Raw genomic sequence first — 25,237 nt, 5'->3', positions numbered from 1 at the left:
TCAACCCTGTTTTTTGTTAATTGCCGAAGAGGCCCTTGATTGCATCCATCGCCTTCCGCACATCCTGATCGTTTGTGCCGCCCTGGCCTGCCGGCGGCGTACCCGCATCCTGTCGCGCCGCTCCCATCGAGGCGGCCTGCTGCTGCATTTTCTCTTTGGCATCCGGGGATTTCAGGGTGTCGATGGTTGATTTTGCCATGGCGCGGGCAGCTTCGTCAGCCTGCACATCATGTTCGACGGCGACACCGGCGGGCGGGGTAAAGACATCCCCGTTCACCGGCCCTTTGTTGATGGCGGTGGCGGCGGAGGAAAATTGCATGCCCATCAGGTTGACATCCGATTTCAGTGGGATATCCGTGCCGTGGATGGAATAGCTGGTGGTGCCGGCAACCGTGACCAGGTCGCAGTTATATCCCAGGATTTCTCCGGCATTCTGCTGCACGGACCCCTGCATGCCCTGGAGGGCGGACATGCCTATTTCCTCGGCGTTCTTATCGACCATCTGCTGTTCATTGCTTGACAGCCGGTTGTATTCCTCGACCATGAATTTAACGGGATTGGTCGTTTTTGTTCCGCTTTTTGCATTCAGGTCAATGGTGTAAATCCAGTCCGGGGTGGTAATCTCGGCCTCATTGGTGTCTGTGGTGACAAACATGACCTTGGTGGTTGTCTTGCGGTATCTGGCGCGCTCCTTGCCGTAATCCCGGATATAAAGCGTTTCCGTGCCGTTTTCCGAACCGGTGAGGGTGTAGTCGATGGTTGCCTCTTGGAAGGGCAGCTTCATTTCCCAGGGGTTCTGGGCCGCCATGGCGGGACAGGTGAAAAAGAAGCTGACAAACAGCAGGGAGGCAACAAGGGTAAATGTTTTGTTCATCGTTGATCCTTCATTATCGGGGTTGAAAAAAATGAGTAATTTTACCAGTCATGATACTGGAAAAAGAAAATGAATAACAAGCGTTATTTAGGCCTTGAGGTCAAAAGCCGCGCCGAACAGTTTTTGCGTATACGGATGGGCCGGATCGGCGAAGATGCGGGCTGAGGGGCCGCTTTCGACAATCTTGCCGTCCTTCATCACCGCCACCTCCTCGGCCAGGGCCTTGACCACCCGCAGGTCATGGGAGATAAAGAGATAGGTGATGGCGTATTTTTTCTGTAATTCACGGAGCAGATCGATGATCTGCGCCTGGATGGTCATATCAAGCGCGCTGGTTGGCTCGTCAAGCACAATGAACGTCGGCTTCAGGGCAATGGCGCGGGCAATGGCGATTCTCTGGCGTTGTCCGCCGGAAAATTCGTGGGGGTAGCGGTCGGCTATTTCGGCGGTCAGACCGACTTCGTGCAGCACGGATTCAACGATTTCCCGCCTTTTTTCTTTCGTGCCGCCGATCTTGTGCACCTTCAGTCCCTCTTCAATGATCTGAAAAACGGTGAAACGCGGGGAAAGGGAAGAAAAGGGGTCCTGGAAAACGATCTGCAGCCGGCTGCGCAAGGTCTGCATTTCTCCGCTTTTTTTTCGGAGAATATCGTCACCCTGGAAGAGAATCGTTCCCGTGCCGTGGACCAGCCTGAGAATGGCGAGACCAAGGGTGGTCTTGCCGGAACCGGACTCGCCGACCACGGCAAACGTCGATCCCTTGCGGATGATGAGACTGACATTGTCAACCGCCTTGATTTCGCCGACCGTGCGTCTGAAAAAACCTTTTTTGATGGAGAAGCTGCAGCAGAGATTGGTGATTGTCAGGAGCGGCGGGGCATTTTCCCGGAAAAGAGGATCGCCCTTCGGCACGCTGCTCAGCAGCTTTTGGGTATAGGGATCGCGCGGCGAGGAGAAGATTGCGTTGGTGGGTCCATGTTCAACAATGTGGCCTTCATGCATGATATAAACATAATCCGCCACCTTGTTCACCATGTGCAGATCGTGAGTGATGAGCAGGATGGCCATGCCCATTTCCTTTTGTAAATTTTGCAGCAGGGCGAGAATCTGGGCCTGAATGGTCACGTCAAGGGCCGTGGTCGGTTCGTCGGCAATAAGCAGTTTGGGACGGCAGGCCAGGGCCATGGCGATCATCACCCGCTGGCGTTGACCGCCGGAAAGCTGGTGCGGGAAGCTCTCCATCCTTTTTTCCGGGTCGGGAATGCCGGTTTTACCGAGCAGCTGCACCGCTTTTTGCCGCGCCTCCTCAACCGAGAGGTTCTGATGGATGGTGAGCGGTTCCATAAGCTGATCGCCGATGGTGTAGACCGGATTGAGCGAGGTCATGGGCTCCTGGAAGATCATGGCAATGTCATTGCCGCGTATTGTCCGCAGTTTTTCCTCCGGCAGTCCGAGCAGATTCCGCCCCTCGAAGAGTATGCGGCCGCTGCAGCTGAAGGCCTCCCGTTCAAGAAGCTGGAGGATGGAAAGCGCGGTTACCGATTTTCCGGAGCCGGACTCGCCGACGAGCGCCGCGGTTTTTCCCGGCGCAATTGACAGGGACACATCACGCAGGACATCTTCATGTCCGTCCGCGGTATGAAATCCGCCATTGAGATGTTGTATGTCGAGCAGTGTGCCGTTCATTTCACACCTTGCGGGGGTCAAAGGTTTCACGCAATGCTTCCCCGATAAAAATAAGCAGGATCAGGGTGCCGACCAGGACGATGAAGGTGCTGAGCGACAGCCACCAGGCATCGATGTTGGCCTTGCCCTGGGCCAGCAGTTCACCGAGACTCGGGGTGGGCGGCGGCACGCCGAGACCGAGAAAATCAAGACTGGTCAAGGCGAGAATGGCGCCTGACATGCGAAAGGGGAGAAAGGTGATGACCGGGGTCATGCCGTTCGGCAGCAGATGGCGGAACATGATGGTGGCGTCGCCAACCCCCATGGCCTTGGCCGCCGTGACGTAATCGAGGTTGCGGCTTTTGAGAAATTCCGCCCGCACGTAATCGGACAGGCCCATCCAGCCGAACATGGATAGCAGAACAAGCAGCAGCAGCAGGCTTGGTTTGAAAATAGAGGAAAAAATGATGAGCAGATACAGTTCCGGCATGGAGCTCCAGATTTCAATGAACCGCTGGAAAAAAAGATCGGTTCTGCCGCCGAAATAGCCCTGAATCGCTCCGGCCAGGATGCCGGTCAGGGTTCCCACCAGGGTAAGTGCCAGGCCGAACAGAATGGAAAGTCTGAAGCCGTAGAGCAGGCGGGCCAGAACATCGCGACCCCGGTCATCGGTGCCGAGCAGGTTTTCCCTGGTCGGCGGGGAGGGGACCGGCACATCGAGGTTGGGATTGATGGAAGAATAGCTGTGGGGATTGAGCGGGAAGAAAACCCGGTTGCCGCCGGTGGTTATCTTTTCGAGAATATAAGGATCCCGGTAGTCCGTTTCGGTGGCGAAATCGCCGCCGAAAGTTGTTTCCGGGTAGGTTTGCAGCAAGGGATAATAAAAGTCCCCCTCATAAATGACCAGCAATGGTTTGTCGTTGCTGATAAGCTCCGCTCCCAGGCTGAAGATGAAAAGAACGGCAAAGATGATGAGGCTGTAGAACCCTCTCCCGTTGGCGGTGAATTTGCGCCAGCGCCGTTTCAGCAGGCTGTTTCTTTTCATTTTTTTCATTGTCATGAAGGTCTCGTGCCGCCTGATTACTGAACGCTGTCAAAGGTGATGCGGGGATCGACCACCACATAGCTGAGATCCGACAGAAGCCGGGAAAACAATCCGATAATGGTGAAGAAGTAGAGGGTGCCGAGCACCACCGGGTAATCGCGGTTCAGGATCGATTCGTAGGCCAGGAGCCCCATGCCGTCAAGGGAAAAAATTGTTTCAATCAGCAGACTGCCGGTGAAAAAGGCGGCAATGAACGAGCCGGGAAAGCCGGTGATGATCGGGATGATGGCATTGCGGAAAACATGGTGATACAGCACCCTGTTTTCGCTTAAGCCCTTGGCGCGGGCGGTCAGCACGTATTGCTTGCGGATTTCTTCCAGAAAGCTGTTTTTGGTGAGCAGGGTCATGACGGCCAGGCTGCCCACGGCGCTTGAGATGATGGGCAGGACCATGTGCCAGAGATAGTCGAGAATTTTGCCCATCAGGCTCATTTCCGCCCAGTTGTCCGATACCAGTCCCCGCAGGGGGAAGATGTTCCAGAAGCTGCCGCCGCCGAAAAGGACGATGAGCAGAATGGCGAGCACGAATCCCGGAATGGCGTAGCCGACCAGAATGATTGAACTGGAAAAGACATCAAAGCGTGATCCGTCGCGCACCGCTTTTTTGATGCCGAGCGGGATGCAGATGCCGTAGACGATGACAAACGACCAGAGGCCGAGCGACATGGAAACCGGCAGTTTGGAGACGACGAGGTCGACCACGCTCCGGTGATGATAGTAGGAGTTGCCGAAATCAAAGACCAGATAGTTGCCCATCATGGTGAGAAATCGCTCCACCGGAGGCTTGTCAAAACCGTACAGAGACTTGATTTCTTCCAGCCTTTCCGCGTCCAGTCCCTGGCTTGCCTGGTAGAGGTTTGCCGCCCCTCCGCTCACCTCTCCTCGCTGGGACGAGCGCTGCAGATCGGCGATCATCTTTTCCACCGGGCCGCCCGGAACGAACTGGGTAACGGTGAAGGTGATGAGCATGATGCCGAACAGGGTCGGGATCATGAGCAGTATGCGGCGGAAAATGTATGAAAACATAATTGAGAATTGGTAATGGAAAATTGATAATTAAGGAACTGAGGTTTGGTTCCTGTTTTTGGAGGTATTGATAATTGACGCTAATAATTTGATTAGCTCAATGCATTGCTCGATAATTGAATTTGTCGCGTCATCATCTGTCAAAATTTCGCTGTCTCGCAACAGCATGAGCCAGTATCTTGTTTCATGGGCTTCTTTGTTGGCAATGGATAATTTGTGGATAAAGTCTGGTCTGCTTTCCGCCTGGAGGGCTTCCTCAACATTTGCCCCAATGCTTGTGCCGCTTTTTAAAACCTGTCTCGCGAGAATCGTTTCGGATTTTTCGACTGTCAGGTGTTTATAAAGCTTGATAATCCTGAGAGCAAAGGCATAACTTTTTTCCTGAATGACATTGTCTCGTGTCATTTTCAATTTTCAATTATCCATTATAAATTTTCAATTGCTTTTCCACCATGTCATCAACAACTGGAGCGGGGCATAATAAAGCGGCAAGGTGTCCGGCCGGGAAAATTTGTTCCAGTAGGCCAGCCGATAGGTGGCGAGATACCAGTTCGGCACGACATAATAATTATACCAGAGTACCCGGTCAAGGGCCTTGCAGGCGGCGGTCAGTTCTTCCTGGGTCGTGGCGTAGATGATGCGGTCAACCAGCTGATCCACCACCGGATTCTTGATGCCGATGGCGTTGCGGGAGCCTTCCTTGTCGGCCGCCTCCGATGTCCAGAGATCCCGTTGCTCGTTGCCCGGCGATTGCGATTGGCCGAAGACCTCCACCGTCATGTCGAAATCAAACTTCTGCATGCGCCGGACATAAAGCGCCGGGTCAATGGTGCGGTAGGATGCATTGATGCCGAGAGTTTGCAGGTTTTTGGTGAAATCGGCCATGACCCGCTCAAATGAGGGGGAAACGAGCAGGATTTCAAAGGTGAACGGTTCGTTTTGCCCATTCACCAGTTTGCCGTCTTTGATGGTCCAGCCGGCTTCGGCCAGCAATTGTTTCGCCCGGCGCAGATTGTCCCGCAGTGCCTGGGGCGAACCGGTTGCCACCGGCGTCAGGGGGGTGGTAAACACCTCGTCGGGGATCTTGCCCTTGAACGGCTGCAGCATTTCCAGTTCAAGCCCTTCGGGCAGGCCGGTTGCGGCAAGCTCCGAGTTGCTGAAGTAGCTGCTTGTCTGGGTGTACTGGCCGAAAAAAAGTGTCTTGTTGGTGCGATCGAAATCAAAGGCAAGTCCGATGGCCCGGCGGACCCTGAGGTCGGCGAAAAGCGGCTTGCGGATGTTGAAAACAAAGGCCTGCATGCCCTGGTTGTTTTTGTGGGGGAAAAGTTCCTTGACGATTTCACCCTGGTCGAAGCGGCTGCCCTGCAGATCCCGGGCCCACTGCTTGGCGATATTGACGTGCATGAAATCAAATTCCCCGGCCTTGAAGGCCTCCACCGCGACAATCTGATCCTTGAAGAATTTGAAGGTGACGGTGTCGAAATTGAACATGCCGCGTCTGCAGGGCAGATCATTACCCCAATAATCCGGATTGCGTTTGTATGTGATGGATTTTCCCTGCTTGAAGTCACTGACGACATAGGGACCGCTGCCCACCGGGATGGTCATGTTCGGGGCGTTGAAGGGATGCTTTTCGTAGAAGGCCTTTGACAGCACGGGCAGCTGGCTGGCGATCATGTGGATTTCCCGGTTCGGCCGGGCAAAGTGCAAACGGACCTGATGCGGACCAAGAATCTCGGCTTTGCTGATGTCATGATAATACGAGGCGTAAAAGGGGTGGGCATCCCGGCTTTTCAGGGTGTCCAGGGAAAATTTCACATCATCCGCGGTGACCTGGGTGCCGTCGGAAAAACGTGCCTTTGGATTCAGGGTGTAGGTGACCGACATGCGGTCTTCGGCAAGTTGGATATCCTCGGCGATCAAGCCGTACTCGGCGAACGGTTCGTCCAGGCTCGTCGCGGCCAGGGTTTCGAAAACGAGTTCGGCAAGGCCGTCGGGAGCCGTTCCCTTCAGGGTGTAAGGGTTCATTTTGTCAAAGCTGCCGAGGGAGTGCAGGACAAGATCCCCTCCCTTGACCGCGCTCGGTGAGGCGTAATCAAAACGGGAAAAGCCGGGCGGATATTTCAGTTTGCCGTCAATGCTCACCCCGTGGGCGGCAATGGCCGTGCCGCCGCCAAGGAAAGCGGCGGCGATCAGCACGAGCACGGTTACCGGCAAAACAAACGGGAGGAAAAAGGTTTTTTGGGAAAATGGCGAAATGAATTTCATGGTGTCCTGTTCAATTGGAGTTGGTTGGCGAGTGACAAGGATGAGGCCATGATATTGGCCACCAGGGTGAGGATATCGGCGTCATGGTCGTTGAATTCGGACTCTTTTTTATTCAGCACTTCGACAACGCCGATGATTTCCCCGTTAACATAAAGGGGCGCGGCAAGAATGCCGCGTATTGTCATTTCCTCATGATAGCCTTTTTCACGGGGAAAATCCTTCATGGTTGATCCCGGGACATACGCCGCCCTTGCATGGCGAAAAACCCAGCCTGAAAGTCCCTTGTCAAGCGGCAGGGATTTCCCTTCAAGGCTTTTTTTGTGCGGTCCGGTGTGGACGGCAAGGAGCATTTCCGTTTTCCGGTTGTTGATCAGCAGCAGGGAACCGGATTCGCTTCCCAGCAGTTCCAGCGATATCTCGATAATCTGTCCAAAGATCCATGGATCATCATACAGATTCTGGGCAAGCAGTGAAATCTGCAGGAGATACAGCAGTTCGCCCGCCGTCAGGCGCCGGGTCAGCTGTTCCGGCAGGAGCTGGGAAAGAAGGCCGGTGCGCAGCGCCTTCGGTTCCACCGCCTGCATTTCCATGAGGATGTCGCCGAGTCGTGTTTTGTTCCGCGAGGGTGTTGTCAGCCAGTCGAGCAATCGGCGCGACAGGCTCGCGGAGGAGTGACTGGTTTTTTGCGCGGCTGAGGCGACATTGTTGTTTTGTCGCGTGACGGCCTCGGTGAGGGTATCCTGCCGGACAAGACCCATTTGTTGCAGGATGTCGCCGAGTCGTTGCCACTGGACGCGGTGCTTCAGCAGTTGGCCGGAAATGTTGGCAATGATGTTTTCAAAATAGGGATTTCTTCCGTCGGCAAAAAAAACGACCAGATACTGGTCCATCCTGTCAAGCAGGGAAAGCCTGGGGAGAACAAATTTTTCATAGAATTCCGGCGTGTTGTCCAGGATTTCATGAAATGAATCGAAAATGTGAACCGAACGGTTCCGGAGATTTTTGCGGCCCTCGTTTTCATACGCCTCGAGAAACTCGTCATGCAGATCCCGTAATCGGCTTATATAGTTGATGTCGGCCATCTGGGCAATGAGGTCGGCCGAGGCAACCATCCTGGCCATGGCGATTTCCGCTTTGTCCCGGAAAACGGAAAGGTCCGGCGTTTTGTTGAATTCGGTAATGTCGATCGTGTTGCAGATAAAAGCAATTTCGCCTTCATCCCATCGGTTTTCGGCAAGATACCCGGAGGCAAGATCCCTGCTGCGCTTGACATGGGAAAAAGTGTACTTGCCGCCCGTGCCCTTGGTGTCGTTTTTGTTTTTCAGGTAGCCGCTGTCATGAAAAAGCGCGGCCGCCATGCCGCATAAAAAGATTGTGTCCGATAATTTGTCCTCACCCTCTTTCACCCTGTTCCAGCCGATTGCCATGCGGGCTGCCGCAAGGGCAACCTCAAGACTGTGATCAATGGTGTGATACTCCACCTGGCAGGCTTCGTGTGATTGCCATTTTCCTTCATAAAGGTCCATGACATCATGCAAAAGTTTGTCAAATTGCGCGGTTATTGGCGATGTGCTGAATTCGTTCCTGAATAAGGTGGAAATCAGCATGAGAAGACTCTGCCGGGAAGGGTTTGCCTGGAAAGGGGGCAGGTCTTCGGGAAGAGGGGCGGAGCTTGTGTTCACCATGGGTAGAAATATGGAATGTTATGGGTGCGGACCGCGGGAAAAGACATTTACGGATTTTATAGCATATTATGAAGAGGATACAAACTATAAAAAAATTGATTATCTGTGCAGGATTGATTAATCTGCTCCTTTATGAATGACGGCCACAACCGGTAACCATCTGGAGGAAAAAGGACCATGGGTAAAACCATAACGGAAAAGATTTTTGAGGCGCATCAGCGTGATGTTCCCTCTGATAATAATGTTGTACTCGATATTGATGTGGTCATGTGCCATGAAATCACCACGCCCATTGCCATAAATGACCTGCATGAGCGGGGGATGGACCGGGTTTTTGACCCGAAAAAGATCAAGGTGGTCATCGATCACGTCACCCCGTCCAAGGATTCGAAGACAGCCACCCAGGCAAAAATTCTGCGCGACTGGGCCAGACGGCAGCATATCAAGGATTTCTTCGATGTCGGGGCCAATGGCGTCTGCCATGCCCTGTTCCCGGAGAAGGGATTTATCCGGCCCGGCTACACGGTCATCATGGGCGATTCCCATACCTGTACCCACGGAGCCTTTGGCGCTTTTGCCGCGGGTATCGGCACCACGGATCTCGAGGTGGGAATACTCAAAGGTGTTTGCTCCTTCCGCCTGCCGGAAACCATGAAGATCACCATTACCGGCGAGCTGTGCAAGGGGGTCTCTGCCAAGGATGTTATCCTGAAGGTCATTAAGGAACTGACGGTGAACGGCGCCACCGACAAGGTGATGGAGTTTGTCGGACCGGTGGTGGACAAGATGAGCATGGAATCACGCATGACCCTGTGCAACATGGCCATCGAGGCGGGTGCCACCTGCGGCGTCTGCCTGCCGGACCGGGTCACCGCCGAATATCTCTGGCCGTTTATCAAGGATGAATATGATTCCCTTGAGGCCGCCGTGGCGGATTTCCGCAAATGGCATTCCGATACGGATGCCGGATATGTTGTGGAAAAGACATTTGACGTTTCCGCCCTGGTGCCCCAGGTGACATACGGCTTTAAGCCGGATGAAGTGAAGGATGTCACTGAAATGGCGGGCACCCGGATTGATCAGGTCTACATGGGTTCCTGCACCAACGGCCGCATCGAAGATCTGCGGGCCGGGGCGGCGATACTCAAGGGCCGGACGATAGCCCCCACGGTGCGCGCCATCCTTTCGCCGGCCACGCCGAAGGTTTACAATCAGGCCATGGAAGAAGGCCTGATAAAAATTTTTATGGATGCCGGCTTCTGCGTGACCAACCCCACCTGCGGCGCCTGTCTCGGTATGAGTAACGGTGTTCTGGCGGCAGGCGAGGTGTGTGCTTCCACCACCAACCGCAATTTTAACGGACGGATGGGCAAAGGCGGCATGGTGCACTTGATGAGCCCGGTTTCCGCCGCCGCCGCTGCGGTGAAAGGCGAGATTGTTGATCCACGCGAATTTATCTGATTGGGAATTCCGGATTTGCGGATTGAAGAAATTCTGTTGAGTAACCAATCCGCAATCCCAAATCCGAAATCCGCAATACAAAAGAATGAGGTTTTTATGAAAACATTTGGTGGTCCGGCCCTTTTTCTGGACAGAAGCGATATCAATACCGACGAGATCATTCCGGCGAAATATCTGACCGAGAATTCCAAGTCGGCTTTGAAGCCTTACATCCTTGAAGACCTGAAGCTGGAGGGTTTTGATCCTGCTGCTGATGTCAAAAATGCAGGAGTGGTTGTCACCCGTTCCAATTTCGGCTGCGGTTCATCCCGGGAACACGCGGTCTGGGTGTTTGAGGTCAATGATATCAATGTGGTCATCGGCGAGAGTTTTGCCAGGATTTTCCGGCAGAACATGTTCAACTGCGGCATGCTGGCCATTGAGCTGAAAAAAGAAGATATCGACACCCTTTTTTCCCTCGGCAAGGATGTAATGATCTCCATTGACCTCGAAAAGGAAACGATAACCGCGAAAGGCAGCCGGGAGTTTACCTGCGGTTTCAGTCTGAACTCCTTTGACAGGGATCTTGTCATGGCGGGCGGCTGGCTGGCCTATGCGGATAAAAAATATTGACCAGGCATCCGGCGGAGAGTGTTCCGGTTGCATTGGTTGTTCGCGAGCCGCTCTTCATTGCAAAAAAATCCCGCCCGGCATGTTGGCCGAGCGGGATTTTTGTTTGAAAACCAACAGGATTTCTCATTGTTATGGCCTTTCCCGTTACCATTGAAAAATTGATAATCGGCGGTCAGGGGCTGGGGCATCTTCCTGACGGGAAGGTGGTTCTCGTTCCCGGTGTTCTGCCCGAGGAAGAAGTCGTCGTCGCATCGGTTGACAGCAAGAAAAGTTTTGTTCAGGCCCGTCTGGTTGACGTCGTTAAGCCGTCATCCTTGCGGACCGAGCCGCCCTGCCCGTACTACGGCAAATGCGGCGGCTGTGATTTTCAGTACGTTCATCCGGCACACCAGGCGGAACTGAAGAACCGGATTCTCCAGGAACAGCTCCATCGCAGCGGATTCGGTTCCCGTTATCCGAGTTTTCTGCAGCCGCCGCTGCCCGCGGCCGGGTCATTTCGTTATCGGCAGCGGATCAGGCTGCATGTGGATCAAAGCGGCAGGCCGGGATTTCTCCGCCATCAATCGCATCAGGTGGAACCGATCACCAGTTGCCTTCTTGCCCGTCCGGAGTTAAATGATGCGCTTTCCTTCCTTGTTTCCGGGCCGTCGTGGCGGAAAATCGCCTCGCTGGTTGATGAAATCGAGCTGCTGCTCAGTCCGGAGGATGAAAAGGTTGTTGTGATTTTTCATCTTTCGCGGAAAACCAGACCGGCCGAGAAAAAGATTTTTCGCGAAATAGCCGCGGGCCATGAGCTTATCAAGAGTGTGCTGGTTTTTGCGGCAGGAGCCGGGATGATTGATTCCTTGCCCGGCCGGCAATGCGGCCCGGAAAAACCTTTGCTGCTCTTTTCTCTTCCCTTGCCCGACGGCAATCTGCGGATGACGGTCGAGCCCGGCGGCTTCAGTCAGGTCAATCTGGAGCAGAATGAGAATCTGATTGGTCTGCTGCGTGACTGGGCGATGGTCAATAAAACAGGACGTGTGCTTGATCTCTTTTGCGGCATGGGCAATTTTTCCCTTCCCCTGGCCGGAAGTGTCGGGTCTGTTACGGGAATGGATCTGCAGCGATCGGCCATCCGCAGCGCTGTCAGGAATGCTGAGATCAACGCCATTACAAATTGCGCCTTCAGCCAGAACTCTTCTTTGGAAGGAGTCCGGCAGTTGGCTGAAAACGGGGAAAAATTCGACCTGGTTCTTCTTGATCCCCCCCGGCAGGGATGCGCGGAGGTGATTGCCTTTCTGCCGGCCCTTGCGGCCGCGCAGATACTCTACATCTCCTGCGATCCGGCCACCCTGTGCCGTGATCTGCTCCTGCTTGAAAAACAGGGGTACCTGATAGAAAAAATGAAGATGGTGGACATGTTTCCCCAGACCCATCATCTGGAAACCATCGTTTCCCTGAAAGTATCGCTCGTCGGCTAGTTTTTTGCGCCGACCGGTTGCCGACCCGGCACGGTTTACGTGGGGCGGCAATTTTATGTCGGCTTTTTTTGCTGGAGAAAGAGAAGCGCGCAGCGGGCAAGATATTCGGCGGCAATGGGCAGCACCCCTTCATCAAAATCAAATGTTGAACTGTGGGGATTGCCGCTTGCGAGATCATCCCGTCGTGCCCCGAAACGGGCAAAGCAGCCGGGAACCTGCTGGAGAAAAAAAGAAAAATCCTCCCCGCCGAGACTCGGATAAGGCTGGCTTTTGACTCCTCGCTCACCGACCGTTGCCAGGGCCGCGCTTCTGGCAATTTCCGCGGCGTGCGGGTCATTGACTACCGGCGGATATCCGGTTGTCACTTCTATCTCCGCCGTGACCCCATAGAGATGCTGGACCGCGTCGACCATTCTGCGGATGCCGCTAAAAATTCTTTCCCTGGCTTCCGGCAAAGTGGTGCGGATGGTCCCCTCAAGCGTGACATGACCGGCAATCACATTTGAGGCGGTTCCCCCGTTAAATTTGCCGACCGTGACCACCGCCGGGTAAACCGGGTTTGTTTCACGGGAGACAAGGGTCTGCATGCTGGTAACCAGCGAGCAGGCGGCGACAATGCAGTCCGGGCTTTCATGCGGTTTGGCCGCGTGACCGCCGGAACCCCGGACATTGATGATGAAATCATCGGTAAAGGCGCAGATAATGCCGGGCTGCACGGCAATTTCACCAACGGCGAAATGGCGTTCGATGTGGCCGGAGAAGATTGCGTTGACCCCGCTGAGCGCTCCTTCCGCTATCATCTTCCGCGCCCCCCCCTCATCCTCCTCGGCAGGCTGAAAAAGAAGAACGACACGGCCCGGCAGTGACGGCTGTTTTTTGAGCAGGGCCGCGGCCCCCAGAAGAATGGCCATGTGGCCGTCATGGCCGCAGGCATGCATCACCCCCGGGTTGCGCGAGGCAAAGGGCAGTCCCGTTTCTTCCGTGATCGGCAGGGCGTCCATGTCGGCCCGGAGCGCCACGGTTGATCCATTGTCAATGTTGTCACCAATGGCTGCCGCTATTCCGGTTCCCGCGACCCCTTTTGTGCAGGGGATGCCAAGTTCGTCGAGTTTGTCCGCCAGCAAGTCCGCCGTGCGGAATTCATGGAAGGCAAGTTCCGGATAACGATGGATCTCCCGACGGATATCGGTCATCCAGTGAATGAGGTGTCGGTCTGCCTTGAAGGAAATCGTCATTGGTTATGGCTCCCTTTCCTGTTTCCTGCTTCATAATTTTGTAAAGATTTTGCCAGTTCCACTTTGATCTCCTCGGCCAGAACAGCGGGGCACAGCACCCGCGCCGCGCCGCCCCAGGAAAGAACCCAGCGTTTTACCTCCAGCAGATGGCTTGCGGTAAAGGACATGATAATGCCGCCATCCTCCTGTCTGTGGATCTCCTGTCCCTCCTGCCATAACCGCTCTTCAATGTACGACGCGGCCTGTCGGTTGAAAAGTATCCGTATCTCGAATGTCTCATTGCTCCATTGGACCCCGAAACGATCTCTGGTCGTTTCCTGAAAATTAAAATCATCGGCAATACGAAAAAAAATCCCTGTCGCCTCCGCTTTGGTTATGCGGGAAAGGGCAAAGGTGCGGACCGCCTGTCGTAAACGGCAGAATGCGATGACATACCATTCTCCCTGATAATTGACGATGTGGTAGGGCTCGATGGTGCGTTCGATTAATTGGTCCGAGCCCGGTTTGCCGTGGCTGATGCGGATTGACTCGTTTTTGCGCAGGGCGGCGAAGACGGTATCCCAAACCGATGAGGATACCATGGTGTGGGGATTGCTGAAAAAGGAAAATCTGTCCTCCAGTTGCGCCGGATCAATGGTGACTTTGTCGGGCAGCGAATCCTGCACCTTGGCGAAAAACGATTTGAGCCTTGGATAAATGGGGGTGGACTCATATTGTTTCAGCACCTTTTCGGCAATAAACAGGGCGAAAAGATCGCTGTCATTCAGCGGGATGGCCGGAAGTTGAAAATTCTCCGTTGTGTAGTAATAGCCCCTGTTTTTTGCGTCATATTCCATCGGCGCGTCAAGACTGTCGCGCATGTAGTCGAGATCCCGCTGGATCGTTTTTGCGCTTACCTCCCACTCCGCGGCCAGAGATGCGCAGTTGGGGTATGTTCCCTCCCTTATTTTTTTGTCGATGAAAAGCAGGCGGCTGTGCTGCGGTTTAAATTTTTTCATTTTTTTATCGGATTTTTTTTGGTCGGACACTGTTTGTCCTACCTGCTTCTGTATCTTGGAAGAAAGATGTGATGATTGCAAGAAAAAATTAAACAGAAGGAGGATGACATGGGAAGAATGATGGGGACATGGTCCGGCATGCGGAAGTTTCAGCAGGGAGTTGCTCCGATTGATCTGTTTTGCGAGGTAAACAAAAAAAAAGAAGGCAGGATAGACTATGACGAAGCCTTGCGGCAAGGCATGATCGAAGTCGGTGAGATGGAGCTTTGTAACGGTGTGCCCCAGATGCGGGTAACGAATAATTCGTCCTGGAGCATTCAGCTTTTCAGCGGCCGGGAAATGATCGGCAATAATCACGACAGGCTGCTGACAATAAATATCATCCTGCGGCAGAATGGAAGCGTTGTTCTTCCATCCTTTTTTCTTGCCTCCACCTATTTTTTTGATCAGGGAATGGTGTCGATTCAGGAGTATCTTCATACTTTCAGGGCAACCGATAATCAGACAGGCGTTATATATAAGCTCAACGGCAGAATAAGCGGTGAGCGCTGCGGAGATTTTCCTTTGCTGGTTGAAGTGTGCTATAGTCAATTCAAGGGGAGGGAAAAGGGGAAAACAAAATGGAGGGGACAGAGCGAGAACATTGAACGAGGGAAAAAAATACAGGTCCGTCACGTTATTGCCTGCGGCAAATGTGGTGATTTGCTTCCTCCCGCGTAAATGACCCTTGCTGAAGAGGAGGGGGGTGAGATTTTTTTCTGATAACGGACATTGATGCCTGCCTTGCCTGCCACCTATGGTGTGTTAATTATTTTAATAGTTCCAGTTTGGTATGGAGTGATAAAGCTGATCAGGGGTGTGTGGCAGAATTTTTTTATAGGAAGAAGAGCGACCTTAAAAAGTAATTTTATAATGTCAGGCAAATGGTAGATTTTTTTTGCTTTAAAAATAATTTCATATCTATCATCGGTTTTGATAATATAATTAAATTCAACAATGGGATTTATTGGTTAGTTTTTGATTTTGACCGCTGCTTCAGCGAAAATTGGCTCCATGCTACTTAGAAAATAAAGCCTGGACCCAGGGCGCAACGCTGGATAGTTACAAGTAATTTAATGCTGGGTGAGATTATGGGTCAAATTTTGCATGTAGTATTAATATTTCGAAAAGAAATCCGTAAACAAATGTGTTAATCGATATATTTAGCAGGGTGAAATGAGTGCTAGTGAGTGGAAACATGGGTATTTTGAAAGATCAAAAAGGATTAACACTGGTTGAATTAGTGATTGCTGTAGCGATTATAGGCATATTATCTGGGTTTGCCTATCAGATGTTGGGTGGTGCACGTTCCAATATGCGGTTGCGTAGTGCTGCCAGGGATATTTATTCGACAATGATGCAGGCCAAGGTTGAAGCAATTAAACGGGGAGAAAATGTGACAATTTTGTTCGTGCCTGCCGCAGCATCATACTCAATGTTTCTGGATAATGGCGCCGGAGGGGGTACAGCGAACGACGAAGTGGTAGATCCAGGCGAGAGTGTGCTTTTGGTATCTGATCCAGGCTTGTCCAGCAGGGTTACTTTTGCCGCAACTCCGCCGGTGGCAGCAGCTGATGGTGTTTCCTTTGCCAATAATGCTCTCGTTTTTAATTCTCGGGGAATTCCTGTGAATGCTTCCACTGGTGGACTTGGGATGGGTGGCATTGGTATTCGTCCCATTGGTGAGCCGACATATTGGCGAGCGGTCACAGTTTCTAGCGCCGGCAGAATTGCCATGCAATAAAAGGAGGAATATTTGTATGGTTTTTTATAGCGAGGGGAGAAAGTGTACTCCGACGTTAGATGAAAAAGGATACTCTCTTGTCGAGTTGATGATTGTGGTTGCTGTTTCTGGGGTTATTATGGCTGGTCTTGCAATGGTATATTCCGCACAATCAAAAAGTTACTCCGCCCATGATGATGTGGCCAATATTCAACAGGATTTGCGAGGAGCTCTCGCCATATTGACGATGGAGATTCGTAAAGCCGGATGCGACCCAACAGAGAGTAATAGTGCGGGGATTCTTGTTGCGAGCCTTAATCATTTCCGATTTACCATGGATATAAGAGGGAATGCTGTGAATGCAAATAGTGCTGATGGCGATGTTGATGATGTCGATGAAGATATCGCCTATGGTTTTCAAGCCGGTCAAGACACGAATAATGATGGAATCGTTGATAACGGCGGTGCTGCCTGGTCTGGGGCAGGAACGTTGGGCAGGCAAACTGGAAATGCGGGAGGATTTCAGGGTGTGGCGAATAATATCGACGCACTTGAATTTAATTATATGCTAAATGATGGGACAACAACTTTAACCCCGCCTGATTTAAGCAAGATACGAGCGGTACAGGTTTCTCTCCTGGCCAGATCGGCTAATCCTGCTCAGGATTTTCTGAACACGAACACATATACAGCAGCGTCGGGCGTGGTGTGGGATCCTCCTGATGATAATTTTCGCCGCAGACTGGTGGTGGCCACTATTCAATGTCGGAATATGGAGTATTAAGGCTATGTTTGCTGTGTTTAAAAACCAAAAAGGCGTGACCTTGGTTGAGACAATGGTGGCCATAGCCGTCTTGACCATTGGGGTTCTTGCTGCTTTGGGTATGCAGATTCAGACCGTAGGTTCCAGTTCTTCAGCAATGAATCGAACCGGCGCCAACAGTGTAGCGTTATCACTTCTTGAAAATCTGAAAAGCCTTTCTTTTGATGATCCGAATCTGGTTCAGACCACTGCAACTGCTGTTGAGCTTGATAATATAAGAACTTCCGGCGAATTACAACTTTTGATCGATGCAGCTAAAGTGAGAACTTTTACCGCGGCGCAGTTCCCTGAGATGCAGTTTTTGATACAAATGCCTCCCGGAGGAGTCGCGGGCGATATTGTTGATCGATCCGATATTTTTTATCATTTGGCTTGGGATGTGAAGGATAGGACTTTGGCAACTGGAGAGATGCTGAATAAAACCATCAGGGTATTTATGATTTGGGACTCGCCAATGGGGCCTGCGAAGTTGGAGATGACAACAATAAAGTATAACAATATCAGCTTGTAATTTCATCGAGGGATTATCTCATCATGTTTTTTTATTTGCTGCCGGTACAGGCAAAAACTGATACTCGCGAAGCGGGATTTGTTTTGGTCATGGCAATGGTTGTCCTGTTGGCTCTTTCATTGCTGGGTATTTGGGCAATGGACACATCCCGTTCCGAGCTGGATGTTGCGGGAGGATTACAACGGGTTGAGAAGCAATTTAATATCGCCGAGGGCGCAGCTAATGCCGAGGCGGGTAAAGTCGGTTTTTTCCTTCAACCGTTTTATCAGATTGCAAATCCCAGCGTTAGCGATCAACCTCTGGTTCCCACCTCAGATGCTGACTTTGATCCCGGAAACGACACCGATAATGTTTTTGGGGGAATCACCGCGGTTGACCCCACTACCTGGCCTTGGCAAAATCTTGTGGAGAATTATGACAATCTGCCGGTGATGACCAATGAATTTGACTACCGCTATCTGGTTACCTATCTCTATCCCGATACTCCGCCCATGGGCTATGATCCAAGTTCTTTTTCGGGGTATAAATTTCGTGTGCAGGGGAGTGCGATTCTTGCCCCAGCGATTGTTGAACTCGGCGGGACAAAGATTGGCGTAAAGGCAAGCCTGTAAAGATACGCTATGTGCTTTTGAAAATATAACGAACAAGGTTAGATTGTGAGAGCGCAGCGAGCCACAATCTGAACCGGTGGTTGGACGAGCCCGGTGGCCATATATAGAAAAGAGCTTTTGGGTTCCGGAGGGATCGGATCAGGCGAAGGAAGACGGGAGTGGCCCCCGCAATGTTCTTTGAAAAGGATTTTGGTGCTGTATCATGCTGCTTTACGCTGATTTCCGGCGTTTTTCGGGCGCAGGAGTCCCGTCCCGGTGCAATCCGGCTTGTGTCCTCGGCAAGTTCACGGCTTTCGTTTACATACCCGATGCCTCCGGCTCGTCTATTGCCGTAACGGAGCGGCCATGGCCGGTGGCCGGGCGATCATTGTCGCGGCGATCACCATGGCGGCCCCGCAGGCCGGGCAGATGATAGCCGGCCGTTGCTTCAGGTTGCGGACAAGGGCGCGCCATGGCGCGACCCGCAGCACCAGCTGCAGGAAGCGGAGCAGCTTTTTGCTGCATGCATGGAGAAAACCATACGACCTTGCCCGTCGAAACCCTCGGGGCAGCACATGGAGCATAAGCAGGTAGAGGAAGTACTCGCCCTTGACGGTTCGGGTCCGGTCTTCTCCGCTTTTGGCATGGCGATACCGGAAGGTGACCATGCCGTCCCGGCAGTGCAGGATGTCTTTTTCCCGGATAACACCCCGGTACAGATAACGGCCAAGATAGATAAGGGCCTTCTCGCCGTTGCCCGCGTCCTTGCAGTCAACCACCCACTGATCGGGGCAATCATGGGGAACCGGCAGCTTGTTTTCGACCAGGGTCTGGAGCAGCTTCGCCCGAAAGACCTTGGCCATGGCCTTGTGGCTGAAGAGATATTTCCCGGATTTTTCCTTCCACAGCCCGGTTTGCGGGTTGATGCTTGCTCCGGGCATGACAACGTGGATGTGCGGATGATAGTCCAGGGTTCTGGAATGGGTGTGGAGGATGGCGGTGAATCCCGCTGATCCGCCGAGTTTTTTGTCGTTATTGGTGAAGGATTTCAGGAGGTCCTGTACTGCCCTGAACATCAGGGCGTAAACGGTTTTCTGGTGTTTCCACGCCAGATCCCGCATCTGCCCGGGCAGCGTGAAGGTGATCAGGTAGTATTGACACGGCAGTCGTTTGTCAAGCTGGCTTTCCAGCCACTGCCGGCTCTCATGGTTCTGGCAATGGGGGCAGTTTCTGTGGCCGCAGGAATGGGGAATATAGATCCGTTCGCCGCACCGGTGGTCCGAACAACGGGCCAGCATGTGCGGTCCATGCTCGTATCTGCATCGGGCCATGGACTCCAGAGCCTTGATGTGGCCTGACAGGAGATTTTTGTTGTAGGTGCGGAAGAAGCTGTCCCTGAACTTGTTGATGATCGTGGAGAGCAGCATTATTTACGCCCTCCCCATCTGATGTCCAGGGAGTTGACCAGGGAATTGACGGCCAGTCTCGCATTGTTGGCCGTGGTGGAGGTCAGGTGGGTGTATCTGGCGGTGGTCAGGATGCTGACATGGCCAAGGATCTGCTGCAGCTCAAGCAGATCAACCCCGGCCTCCAGCATGTGGGTGGCATAGCTGTGACGCAGGGAGTGGCATGAGATTTTTTTTTATGCCGAGTTGCCGGACAACGGTCTGCATGGTGGTTTGAATGCCGCCCCTGTCCAGGGGCAAATCAACCAGGTGGGCATTTTTCAGACCTCTTTTCCTGCTGGGGAAGAGGAACCGGGGATGCTTGTGCATGGCCCAGAACTCCCGCAGCACCCGCAAGGTCTTGTCTGGCAGCGGCACCAGCCGGTCCTTGTTACCCTTGGCATCACGAATATGGACCCGCATGTTGCCTGCGTCGATGTCGCCGACTGTGAGTCGAATGCCTTCGCCAAGGCGCAGGCCCATGCTGTAGCAGGTAAAAAAGAAGACCTTGTAGCTCAAGGTTTTGGTTGCGGCAAATAGTTGCTCCGTCTGCTCGACGGACAGGATGTCAGGGATTCTGGATGTCTTGGGAGGCTTGATCAGGGGGATATCTTCCCAGGGTTTGTTCAGTACCCCGGAATAGAAGAACTTCAGGCCGTAGAGGTCGAGCTTGACCGCGCTCCAGGAATGCGTGTCCAGGAGTTCCGTGAAATAGTCGAGCAACTGGCCGGAGTTGAGGTTGTCAATCCTGCAATCGAAATAGTTGCCGATACGCCGGATCGCCCTGGCGTAGGCGTCGATGGTCTTGGGCTGCAGACCGCCCAGTTTGAGGCATTTCAGGTGTTTCTGATACTGCTTGTTGAAGAGGGAATCTTGTGGCATGGTGGTGTTCATTGTAACCTCCTTGGTAATAGTTGATGCGGCGGCCTCGCCTTTGCTCCGCCACTCTCTACTTATTACCGTATGCCGTGAGATTACAACATGTTAATGATGGATAAACAAGCTCGCTCGTGACTCGTCTGCCGCGTAGCGGCTTCGTCCAACTGAGTCGGCTGGGTTTGCGTGGGTTATTCGCAACCGGTTCATGTGCAAACATGAAATTTTTTTTCATGTAAGTTCAAAGGAGGCATTGTTATGAAAGAGACGATGAAGAAAAATCGTGAACAATCTATCCGGGTCTCGCTTTTATTGTCTCTGGTGCTTTGTTTGTCAACGTCCGCCACCGCGAGAGATACTGATATATACTCGGTAAACGTCAAGCAAAACTGTTACGTATTGATGGATAGTTCCGGTTCAATGAATTTCGGAGTGTATGAACATAGCATTGATTACGGAAAAATGTTCGACTATCTTTTTACGTTAAAAGATAGCCCGGTAGGTGACTATGGTGATTATATCTATGATACCGTTACAAATAGCAGTTTTTTTTACCAGAACCACAAGCCGGCCAAACAAATATATCTATGGAAAGGGCGAATAGGTGCGACCATAGCCACTGTTGACGGGCAGGATGTTGCCTTTTCCGGTGACGCGGCAGATCCTGATTATTTGTGGTTTATGGCTAATCTTGTTGATACGCATACGGTTATTGATGCAAGCGGCAATCTGGCTGACGATGGCACTGGACTGCGAAGAATTACCGTTGATGCTGATGGATATATCAGGCTTGATAATGTCCGTCTCCCTTTGGGACTCGACATCAAGGCGCATGACTTTGCCACACTTTATAACGGTTCTGTTGTCGATAGTGGCTTCAATGGGTTGTTGAATGCCCCAGGTTATTACTTCAGCGGCTATGAAGGGGTTGCGGTCAACGCGCTTGATCAGGTGGAAACCGGTGATCTTGATGTTTATTTTTTTGTTACGGGGAACTGGGTCAATATGCAGGCCATGTACAACCTGCATTACACCACGAATAATCCTGAGCCTCCCGGCGCCTTTCAGGGTGATCCTGCCTGGCCGTTTGAGCCATTTCCGATTACGCCGGATTCCTGGGCGGAGATCGGCCATGTCCTTGATTATCCGGAGGGTGCGGTAAATTACCTCAACCAATTAAGCGAAACAGATACCGCACGCACCATTGTTCATGCCGGCGCAAAGTATATCCAGGTTCATTTCTCCGATTTTGATGTGCAGAGAAATAATAATGTGGCCACGTTCACCAAAGATTATGTGAAGATTTATGATCAGGCGGGCAATGTTGTTGCCCAGCATGACAATGACAACAAGCCGATCAGCGCCAATGACGGTTGGTCACCGGTGATCACAGGTGACACTGTCGCCTTGAAACTTAAATCAGATAACTCCACAACCGGGAGAGGATACACCATTGACAAGATACGCGTGGTGTATGAAGAGGCTGCGGGTGGATCCTATGTTATGCAGAGCCGGTTGGACGTGGCCAAGGATACGCTTGTTTATGTCGTGGAAGAGTTCAGGGGGAAGCTGAACTGGGGATTTGCCGCCTTTAAAAACGGTGACGGGGCGCAAATTGAATCGGCCCTTAACCCGAACCTTAACGATGATGAAAATCGTGCCGCGATTGTTGAGCACATAGAAGGTGTGAAAGCGGAGGGCGGAACTCCGCTTATGGAAGCATTACAGGATGTTTTTGAACAGGGGTACTATATCAAGAGACACGAACTGGATAATCTGTTGTGCCGTAAGAATTATATTATTTCCATGACAGATGGCTTCCCGTCTGATGATGACGATCCGAGTCGTATTGGCGGGGTAACTTTTTCGGACTGGGACAAGGATGAGTGGACGCAAGACCCATACCAGGGTCTCGGCAATAAACCCGACTATTATGATGATGTGGCCCATTGGCTGTATACCCACAGCTGGATGGATAAGACGGAAGTCGTTGATCCGGCTAACTCCTATGTGAACGTCACGACCCATCATATTGCCTTTGGCGCCAAACATCCGTTACTCAGGGATGCGGCCGAGGAGTCTGGGGGGGAATATATAGTTGCTTACAACAAGGAGCAATTAGTGGCCGCCTTTTACTCCCTGGCCCTGATGATGTCAGAGGCTGTTTCATTTACTGCTCCAGTTGTCTCGGTTGATGCTGTAAACAAAATCCAAAGTGGTGACGATCTCTATATGGGGCTCTTTTTGCCAATGGACAGCGCCTATTGGGTTGGCAACGTTAAGAAATTCAAGCTTGGTGACGGTTCGGTAGACCGGCCTGAACTCTTCATGATTTATGATCATGCCAATAGGGAAGCCGTAGACAGCTCTGGACAATTTTTGGACAATACCGCAGCTTTCTGGGGTGATGATCTTGATGTGAATGACACTGACAACTATGGTGCGTCCGATGTCAAGGAGGATGGCGCTGGTGAAGTACTTCTGGAGGATGTCAATTATTTCTTCACTAACGGCCTCTATTGGTCACGTCCCATTTATACATGGAAGGATGGTGACGGAGATGGTGACAAGGAAATGGTCAAGTTTGACTCAACAAGTATCACTGCTGCAGATCTTGGTGTGGCTGATAATGCCACCCGAGACAAGCTGATTAATTTTGTTCATGGTTACACATACGATGCTGACGCTGTCACAGGGGTTCCCCTGGGGGTGAGGGATTGGGTGCTTGGATCAATAATTCATTCGCGACCCGTAGTGGTTGATTATTTTGATACGACTGATCCCGTTCTTCCCTTGACAAAACGGTATATTGTTGTCGGGAGTAACGATGGAATGCTTCATGCCTTTGATGATGAGACAGGCCGCGAGGTTTTTGCATTCATCCCTGAGGATATTTTGCCAAAGCTTAAAGATGTGCAGGCAAATTACATGTATGACACGATTGACGGACTCATCACCCTGTATCGTCGGGATAAAAATCCGAAATATCTGATTTTCGGTGAGAGACGAGGGGGAGGGGCTTTCTGGAATCTTGACATATCAGATGCTGATCCCTCGAAATGGACAGTGGCCTGGAATTACACCAATGCTGAAATTACTCAGTCTTGGTCGGAGGTCAAGGTGGCGAGTGTTCCTGTCGGCATTACCGCTGACGGGGAAAAGTCTTTCAAGGATGTTGTCATTTTTTCTGGTGGTTATGACCCGGAAGAGGATTTATTCCCTGAACCGTTTAACGATCTTGATTTAAATGGAACGCCGTACACCGATCAAGGCAATCTGGATAATCAGGAGTGGACGAAAACAAACGCCGCTCAAGATGTATATAACGATGACATTTACAATACGTATAATCCGCAAATGAATGAACATGGCCGAGGTGTTTTTGTGGTGGATATTGATGATCCAGCCGCTGTGACCAACGTCACGCTCGGGGATGGCTCGTCTGAGCAGATTCTTCCGTTTTCCGTTACCTACGGAGCTGCTTCAGTCACAACAGGGGTTACGCAAACACTCCCTGATATGAAATTTTCTTTCCCGGCCAGCCCTACCGTTGTTACCGGCACGGATCGATACATATACAGCGATGGGGGGGGGACGACAACTGGATTAAAGGACAACGTTTTATTGTCTCTTTATGCAATTGATATATACGCCAATCTTTATAAGGTAAGGTTTGACTTTGATGTGGAATATGCCGGAACTTATAAGGTGTCCAGCGCCAACTGGTTGGTGGATAAGATTTTCAGCGCCAATCCAGGCAGCAAGAGCGGCAGCGGAACCATGGGGGGCGGTATTGATACGGTGGATGTGGGGCGCAAGGCATTTTATCCTCCCGCTATATCATGGGGCGGTTCAAAAGATTATTTCGAAGCGGGCAATTACTATTTTCCCGATGTGGCCTTTGACGCGAAAATTATGGCCTCACTTTTCTTTGGGACCGGGGATAGGGAAAATCCTCGCTACACGATGATACGCAATCGTTTTTATGCCGTCTATGATGATTCGTCGGTTTCTGCCACCTTGTCTGGAACAACTGATGTTCCAGTGACTTCTTCGCCGTATGTCGAGGATGATTTGCTGAATCTTACCTGTGATGAGCTTGGGACGGATTCTATTATTAAAGATTGCTATCTTGGAGCACTGGATGGACTCTGTGACGCGACGGATACTTCCGGTGATATGAAGAAATACTTGAGATCGCTGCTGACCGATGATGCCGTGTACGGCACCACGCCGGCCATGGAAGCAGGCTCTTTGCACGAGAATGATGCCAAGGGCTGGTACATTGTGCTTGAAGACCAGGGAGACAGCACGGTTTGCCAACATATGACCTATCCGACATTTGTTGACGCGGTAACCAGCAGTGGTCATGATGATCACCAGGGTGAGCAGATTTTAAGCCAGGCGATTCTCTATTATGGGACTCTCTATTTCACGTCGTATCAGGCTTCAATCAGTGATCCTTGTAATCCGCAGGGCAATGGTTTTGTCTATGCGCTGAATTATCTTGATGCCAGCGCGGCCTATGATCTGAATTTTCCTGACTCCGATAAGCTTGATATTACAGATCGTTACAAGAAATTTACCAACATCTACGGTATTCCATCCGGTTTTACCATCATTACCAGCGGAGGCCATGCCGCAGCCATGGCCAGTATGGGTGGCGCAGTCATCGGGCCAGGGCCTGATCCTGATAACCCGTACGAAATAGAAACACCAGGATTGGGATTGGAACTGTATTACTGGCGGGACAGTAACAGTATGCAGCCGTAATGTTGCTTTCTGTTCATGCTGGGGATGTCCAGATTGAAAATGTTAATGGAAATGATACGTTGGAGG

At 51.8% G+C, this 25,237-nt stretch carries 21 protein-coding genes; 9 read left to right on the top strand and 12 right to left on the bottom strand.

Annotated features, from left to right (window positions below):
* Positions 1-16 precede the first annotated feature (16 nt).
* The 7 genes from BM485_01295 to BM485_01265 all read right to left on the bottom strand — a co-directional run bounded on the left by BM485_01295 (position 17) and on the right by BM485_01265 (position 8,622).
* Positions 17-874 carry a hypothetical protein gene (locus tag BM485_01295; protein ID OKY76734.1) on the bottom strand — a complete coding sequence of 286 codons (858 nt, stop codon included), beginning with the start codon at positions 872-874 and terminating at the stop codon, positions 17-19.
* Between the two features lie 87 nt (positions 875-961).
* On the bottom strand, positions 962-2,560 hold the full coding sequence (locus tag BM485_01290; protein OKY76733.1) for a microcin ABC transporter ATP-binding protein: 1,599 nt from the start codon (positions 2,558-2,560) through the stop codon (positions 962-964).
* 1 nt (position 2,561) lies between these two features.
* Positions 2,562-3,599 (bottom strand): peptide ABC transporter permease, encoded by a 1,038-nt coding sequence (locus BM485_01285; GenBank protein OKY76732.1) that lies wholly within the window; start codon positions 3,597-3,599, stop codon positions 2,562-2,564.
* A 20-nt stretch (positions 3,600-3,619) separates the two neighbouring features.
* Positions 3,620-4,669, bottom strand: a complete 1,050-nt coding sequence (locus tag BM485_01280; protein OKY76731.1) for a microcin ABC transporter permease — start codon at positions 4,667-4,669, stop codon at positions 3,620-3,622.
* Positions 4,670-4,699: 30 nt separating this feature from the next.
* On the bottom strand, positions 4,700-5,074 hold the full coding sequence (locus BM485_01275; protein OKY76730.1) for a four helix bundle protein: 375 nt from the start codon (positions 5,072-5,074) through the stop codon (positions 4,700-4,702).
* Positions 5,075-5,104: 30 nt separating this feature from the next.
* On the bottom strand, positions 5,105-6,874 hold the full coding sequence (locus tag BM485_01270; protein OKY76919.1) for an ABC transporter substrate-binding protein: 1,770 nt from the start codon (positions 6,872-6,874) through the stop codon (positions 5,105-5,107).
* 59 nt (positions 6,875-6,933) lie between these two features.
* A complete protein-coding gene (locus BM485_01265) occupies positions 6,934-8,622 on the bottom strand; it encodes a hypothetical protein (protein ID OKY76729.1) in 1,689 nt (562 codons plus the stop codon).
* A 177-nt stretch (positions 8,623-8,799) separates the two neighbouring features.
* On the opposite strand from BM485_01265, the gene BM485_01260 reads away from it, so the two are divergent.
* The 3 genes from BM485_01260 (at position 8,800) to BM485_01250 (ending at position 12,158) form a co-directional block, all read left to right on the top strand.
* Positions 8,800-10,083: a 3-isopropylmalate dehydratase gene (locus tag BM485_01260; protein ID OKY76728.1), complete on the top strand. Its 1,284-nt coding sequence runs from the start codon at positions 8,800-8,802 to the stop codon at positions 10,081-10,083.
* A gap of 96 nt (positions 10,084-10,179) precedes the next feature.
* Positions 10,180-10,695, top strand: coding sequence for a 3-isopropylmalate dehydratase (locus BM485_01255; protein OKY76918.1), 516 nt, complete (start codon positions 10,180-10,182; stop codon positions 10,693-10,695).
* Between the two features lie 131 nt (positions 10,696-10,826).
* Positions 10,827-12,158, top strand: a complete 1,332-nt coding sequence (locus BM485_01250; protein ID OKY76727.1) for a 23S rRNA (uracil-5-)-methyltransferase RumA — start codon at positions 10,827-10,829, stop codon at positions 12,156-12,158.
* Positions 12,159-12,211: 53 nt separating this feature from the next.
* On the opposite strand, the gene BM485_01245 is transcribed toward BM485_01250, so the two are convergent.
* Complete coding sequence (locus BM485_01245) at positions 12,212-13,393, bottom strand: peptidase M20 (protein OKY76726.1); 1,182 nt, start codon at positions 13,391-13,393, stop codon at positions 12,212-12,214.
* On the bottom strand, positions 13,390-14,421 hold the full coding sequence (locus BM485_01240; protein ID OKY76725.1) for a hypothetical protein: 1,032 nt from the start codon (positions 14,419-14,421) through the stop codon (positions 13,390-13,392). Before BM485_01240 ends, BM485_01245 begins: the two co-directional genes overlap by 4 nt.
* 78 nt (positions 14,422-14,499) lie before the next feature.
* On the opposite strand from BM485_01240, the gene BM485_01235 reads away from it, so the two are divergent.
* From BM485_01235 to BM485_01215, 5 genes are all read left to right on the top strand, one after another.
* Positions 14,500-15,111 (top strand): hypothetical protein, encoded by a 612-nt coding sequence (locus BM485_01235; protein OKY76724.1) that lies wholly within the window; start codon positions 14,500-14,502, stop codon positions 15,109-15,111.
* A 517-nt stretch (positions 15,112-15,628) separates the two neighbouring features.
* Positions 15,629-16,174 carry a hypothetical protein gene (locus tag BM485_01230; GenBank protein OKY76723.1) on the top strand — a complete coding sequence of 182 codons (546 nt, stop codon included), beginning with the start codon at positions 15,629-15,631 and terminating at the stop codon, positions 16,172-16,174.
* A 16-nt stretch (positions 16,175-16,190) separates the two neighbouring features.
* Positions 16,191-16,937 (top strand): hypothetical protein, encoded by a 747-nt coding sequence (locus BM485_01225; GenBank protein OKY76722.1) that lies wholly within the window; start codon positions 16,191-16,193, stop codon positions 16,935-16,937.
* Positions 16,938-16,941: 4 nt separating this feature from the next.
* Positions 16,942-17,487: a hypothetical protein gene (locus BM485_01220; protein ID OKY76721.1), complete on the top strand. Its 546-nt coding sequence runs from the start codon at positions 16,942-16,944 to the stop codon at positions 17,485-17,487.
* Positions 17,488-17,510: 23 nt separating this feature from the next.
* Positions 17,511-18,098, top strand: a complete 588-nt coding sequence (locus BM485_01215; GenBank protein ID OKY76720.1) for a hypothetical protein — start codon at positions 17,511-17,513, stop codon at positions 18,096-18,098.
* A 323-nt stretch (positions 18,099-18,421) separates the two neighbouring features.
* Here the strand turns inward: BM485_01215 and BM485_01210 are convergent, their stop codons facing one another.
* Genes BM485_01210 through BM485_01200 form a run of 3 tightly spaced genes read right to left on the bottom strand, consistent with a single transcriptional unit; the run spans position 18,422 to position 20,416 of the window.
* Complete coding sequence (locus BM485_01210; protein ID OKY76719.1) at positions 18,422-19,504, bottom strand: IS91 family transposase; 1,083 nt, start codon at positions 19,502-19,504, stop codon at positions 18,422-18,424.
* Entirely contained in the window at positions 19,504-19,674 is a 171-nt protein-coding gene (locus tag BM485_01205; protein ID OKY76718.1) for a hypothetical protein, read from the bottom strand. Before BM485_01205 ends, BM485_01210 begins: the two co-directional genes overlap by 1 nt.
* Positions 19,655-20,416, bottom strand: a complete 762-nt coding sequence (locus tag BM485_01200) for a recombinase (protein OKY76717.1) — start codon at positions 20,414-20,416, stop codon at positions 19,655-19,657. Before BM485_01200 ends, BM485_01205 begins: the two co-directional genes overlap by 20 nt.
* A 240-nt stretch (positions 20,417-20,656) precedes the next feature.
* On the opposite strand from BM485_01200, the gene BM485_01195 reads away from it, so the two are divergent.
* Positions 20,657-25,171 carry a hypothetical protein gene (locus BM485_01195; GenBank protein ID OKY76716.1) on the top strand — a complete coding sequence of 1,505 codons (4,515 nt, stop codon included), beginning with the start codon at positions 20,657-20,659 and terminating at the stop codon, positions 25,169-25,171.
* Positions 25,172-25,237: the final 66 nt, after the last annotated feature.

This window comes from Desulfobulbaceae bacterium DB1 (assembly GCA_001914235.1).
GTDB lineage: Bacteria > Desulfobacterota > Desulfobulbia > Desulfobulbales > SURF-16 > DB1.
This window is presented reverse-complemented; position numbering and strand designations above follow the sequence as displayed.

Coding starts and splice junctions, on each gene's coding strand:
- BM485_01205 (OKY76718.1), bottom strand. CDS start 19,674: ATGCTGGAGGCCGGGGTTGATCTGCTTGAGCTGCAGCAGATCCTTGGC.
- BM485_01260 (OKY76728.1), top strand. CDS start 8,800: ATGGGTAAAACCATAACGGAAAAGATTTTTGAGGCGCATCAGCGTGAT.
- BM485_01195 (OKY76716.1), top strand. CDS start 20,657: ATGAAAGAGACGATGAAGAAAAATCGTGAACAATCTATCCGGGTCTCG.
- BM485_01225 (OKY76722.1), top strand. CDS start 16,191: ATGGTTTTTTATAGCGAGGGGAGAAAGTGTACTCCGACGTTAGATGAA.
- BM485_01200 (OKY76717.1), bottom strand. CDS start 20,416: ATGAACACCACCATGCCACAAGATTCCCTCTTCAACAAGCAGTATCAG.
- BM485_01245 (OKY76726.1), bottom strand. CDS start 13,393: ATGACGATTTCCTTCAAGGCAGACCGACACCTCATTCACTGGATGACC.
- BM485_01280 (OKY76731.1), bottom strand. CDS start 4,669: ATGTTTTCATACATTTTCCGCCGCATACTGCTCATGATCCCGACCCTG.
- BM485_01215 (OKY76720.1), top strand. CDS start 17,511: ATGTTTTTTTATTTGCTGCCGGTACAGGCAAAAACTGATACTCGCGAA.
- BM485_01210 (OKY76719.1), bottom strand. CDS start 19,504: ATGCTGCTCTCCACGATCATCAACAAGTTCAGGGACAGCTTCTTCCGC.
- BM485_01250 (OKY76727.1), top strand. CDS start 10,827: ATGGCCTTTCCCGTTACCATTGAAAAATTGATAATCGGCGGTCAGGGG.
- BM485_01285 (OKY76732.1), bottom strand. CDS start 3,599: ATGACAATGAAAAAAATGAAAAGAAACAGCCTGCTGAAACGGCGCTGG.
- BM485_01235 (OKY76724.1), top strand. CDS start 14,500: ATGGGAAGAATGATGGGGACATGGTCCGGCATGCGGAAGTTTCAGCAG.
- BM485_01275 (OKY76730.1), bottom strand. CDS start 5,074: ATGACACGAGACAATGTCATTCAGGAAAAAAGTTATGCCTTTGCTCTC.
- BM485_01230 (OKY76723.1), top strand. CDS start 15,629: ATGGGTATTTTGAAAGATCAAAAAGGATTAACACTGGTTGAATTAGTG.
- BM485_01265 (OKY76729.1), bottom strand. CDS start 8,622: ATGGTGAACACAAGCTCCGCCCCTCTTCCCGAAGACCTGCCCCCTTTC.
- BM485_01295 (OKY76734.1), bottom strand. CDS start 874: ATGAACAAAACATTTACCCTTGTTGCCTCCCTGCTGTTTGTCAGCTTC.
- BM485_01220 (OKY76721.1), top strand. CDS start 16,942: ATGTTTGCTGTGTTTAAAAACCAAAAAGGCGTGACCTTGGTTGAGACA.
- BM485_01255 (OKY76918.1), top strand. CDS start 10,180: ATGAAAACATTTGGTGGTCCGGCCCTTTTTCTGGACAGAAGCGATATC.
- BM485_01290 (OKY76733.1), bottom strand. CDS start 2,560: ATGAACGGCACACTGCTCGACATACAACATCTCAATGGCGGATTTCAT.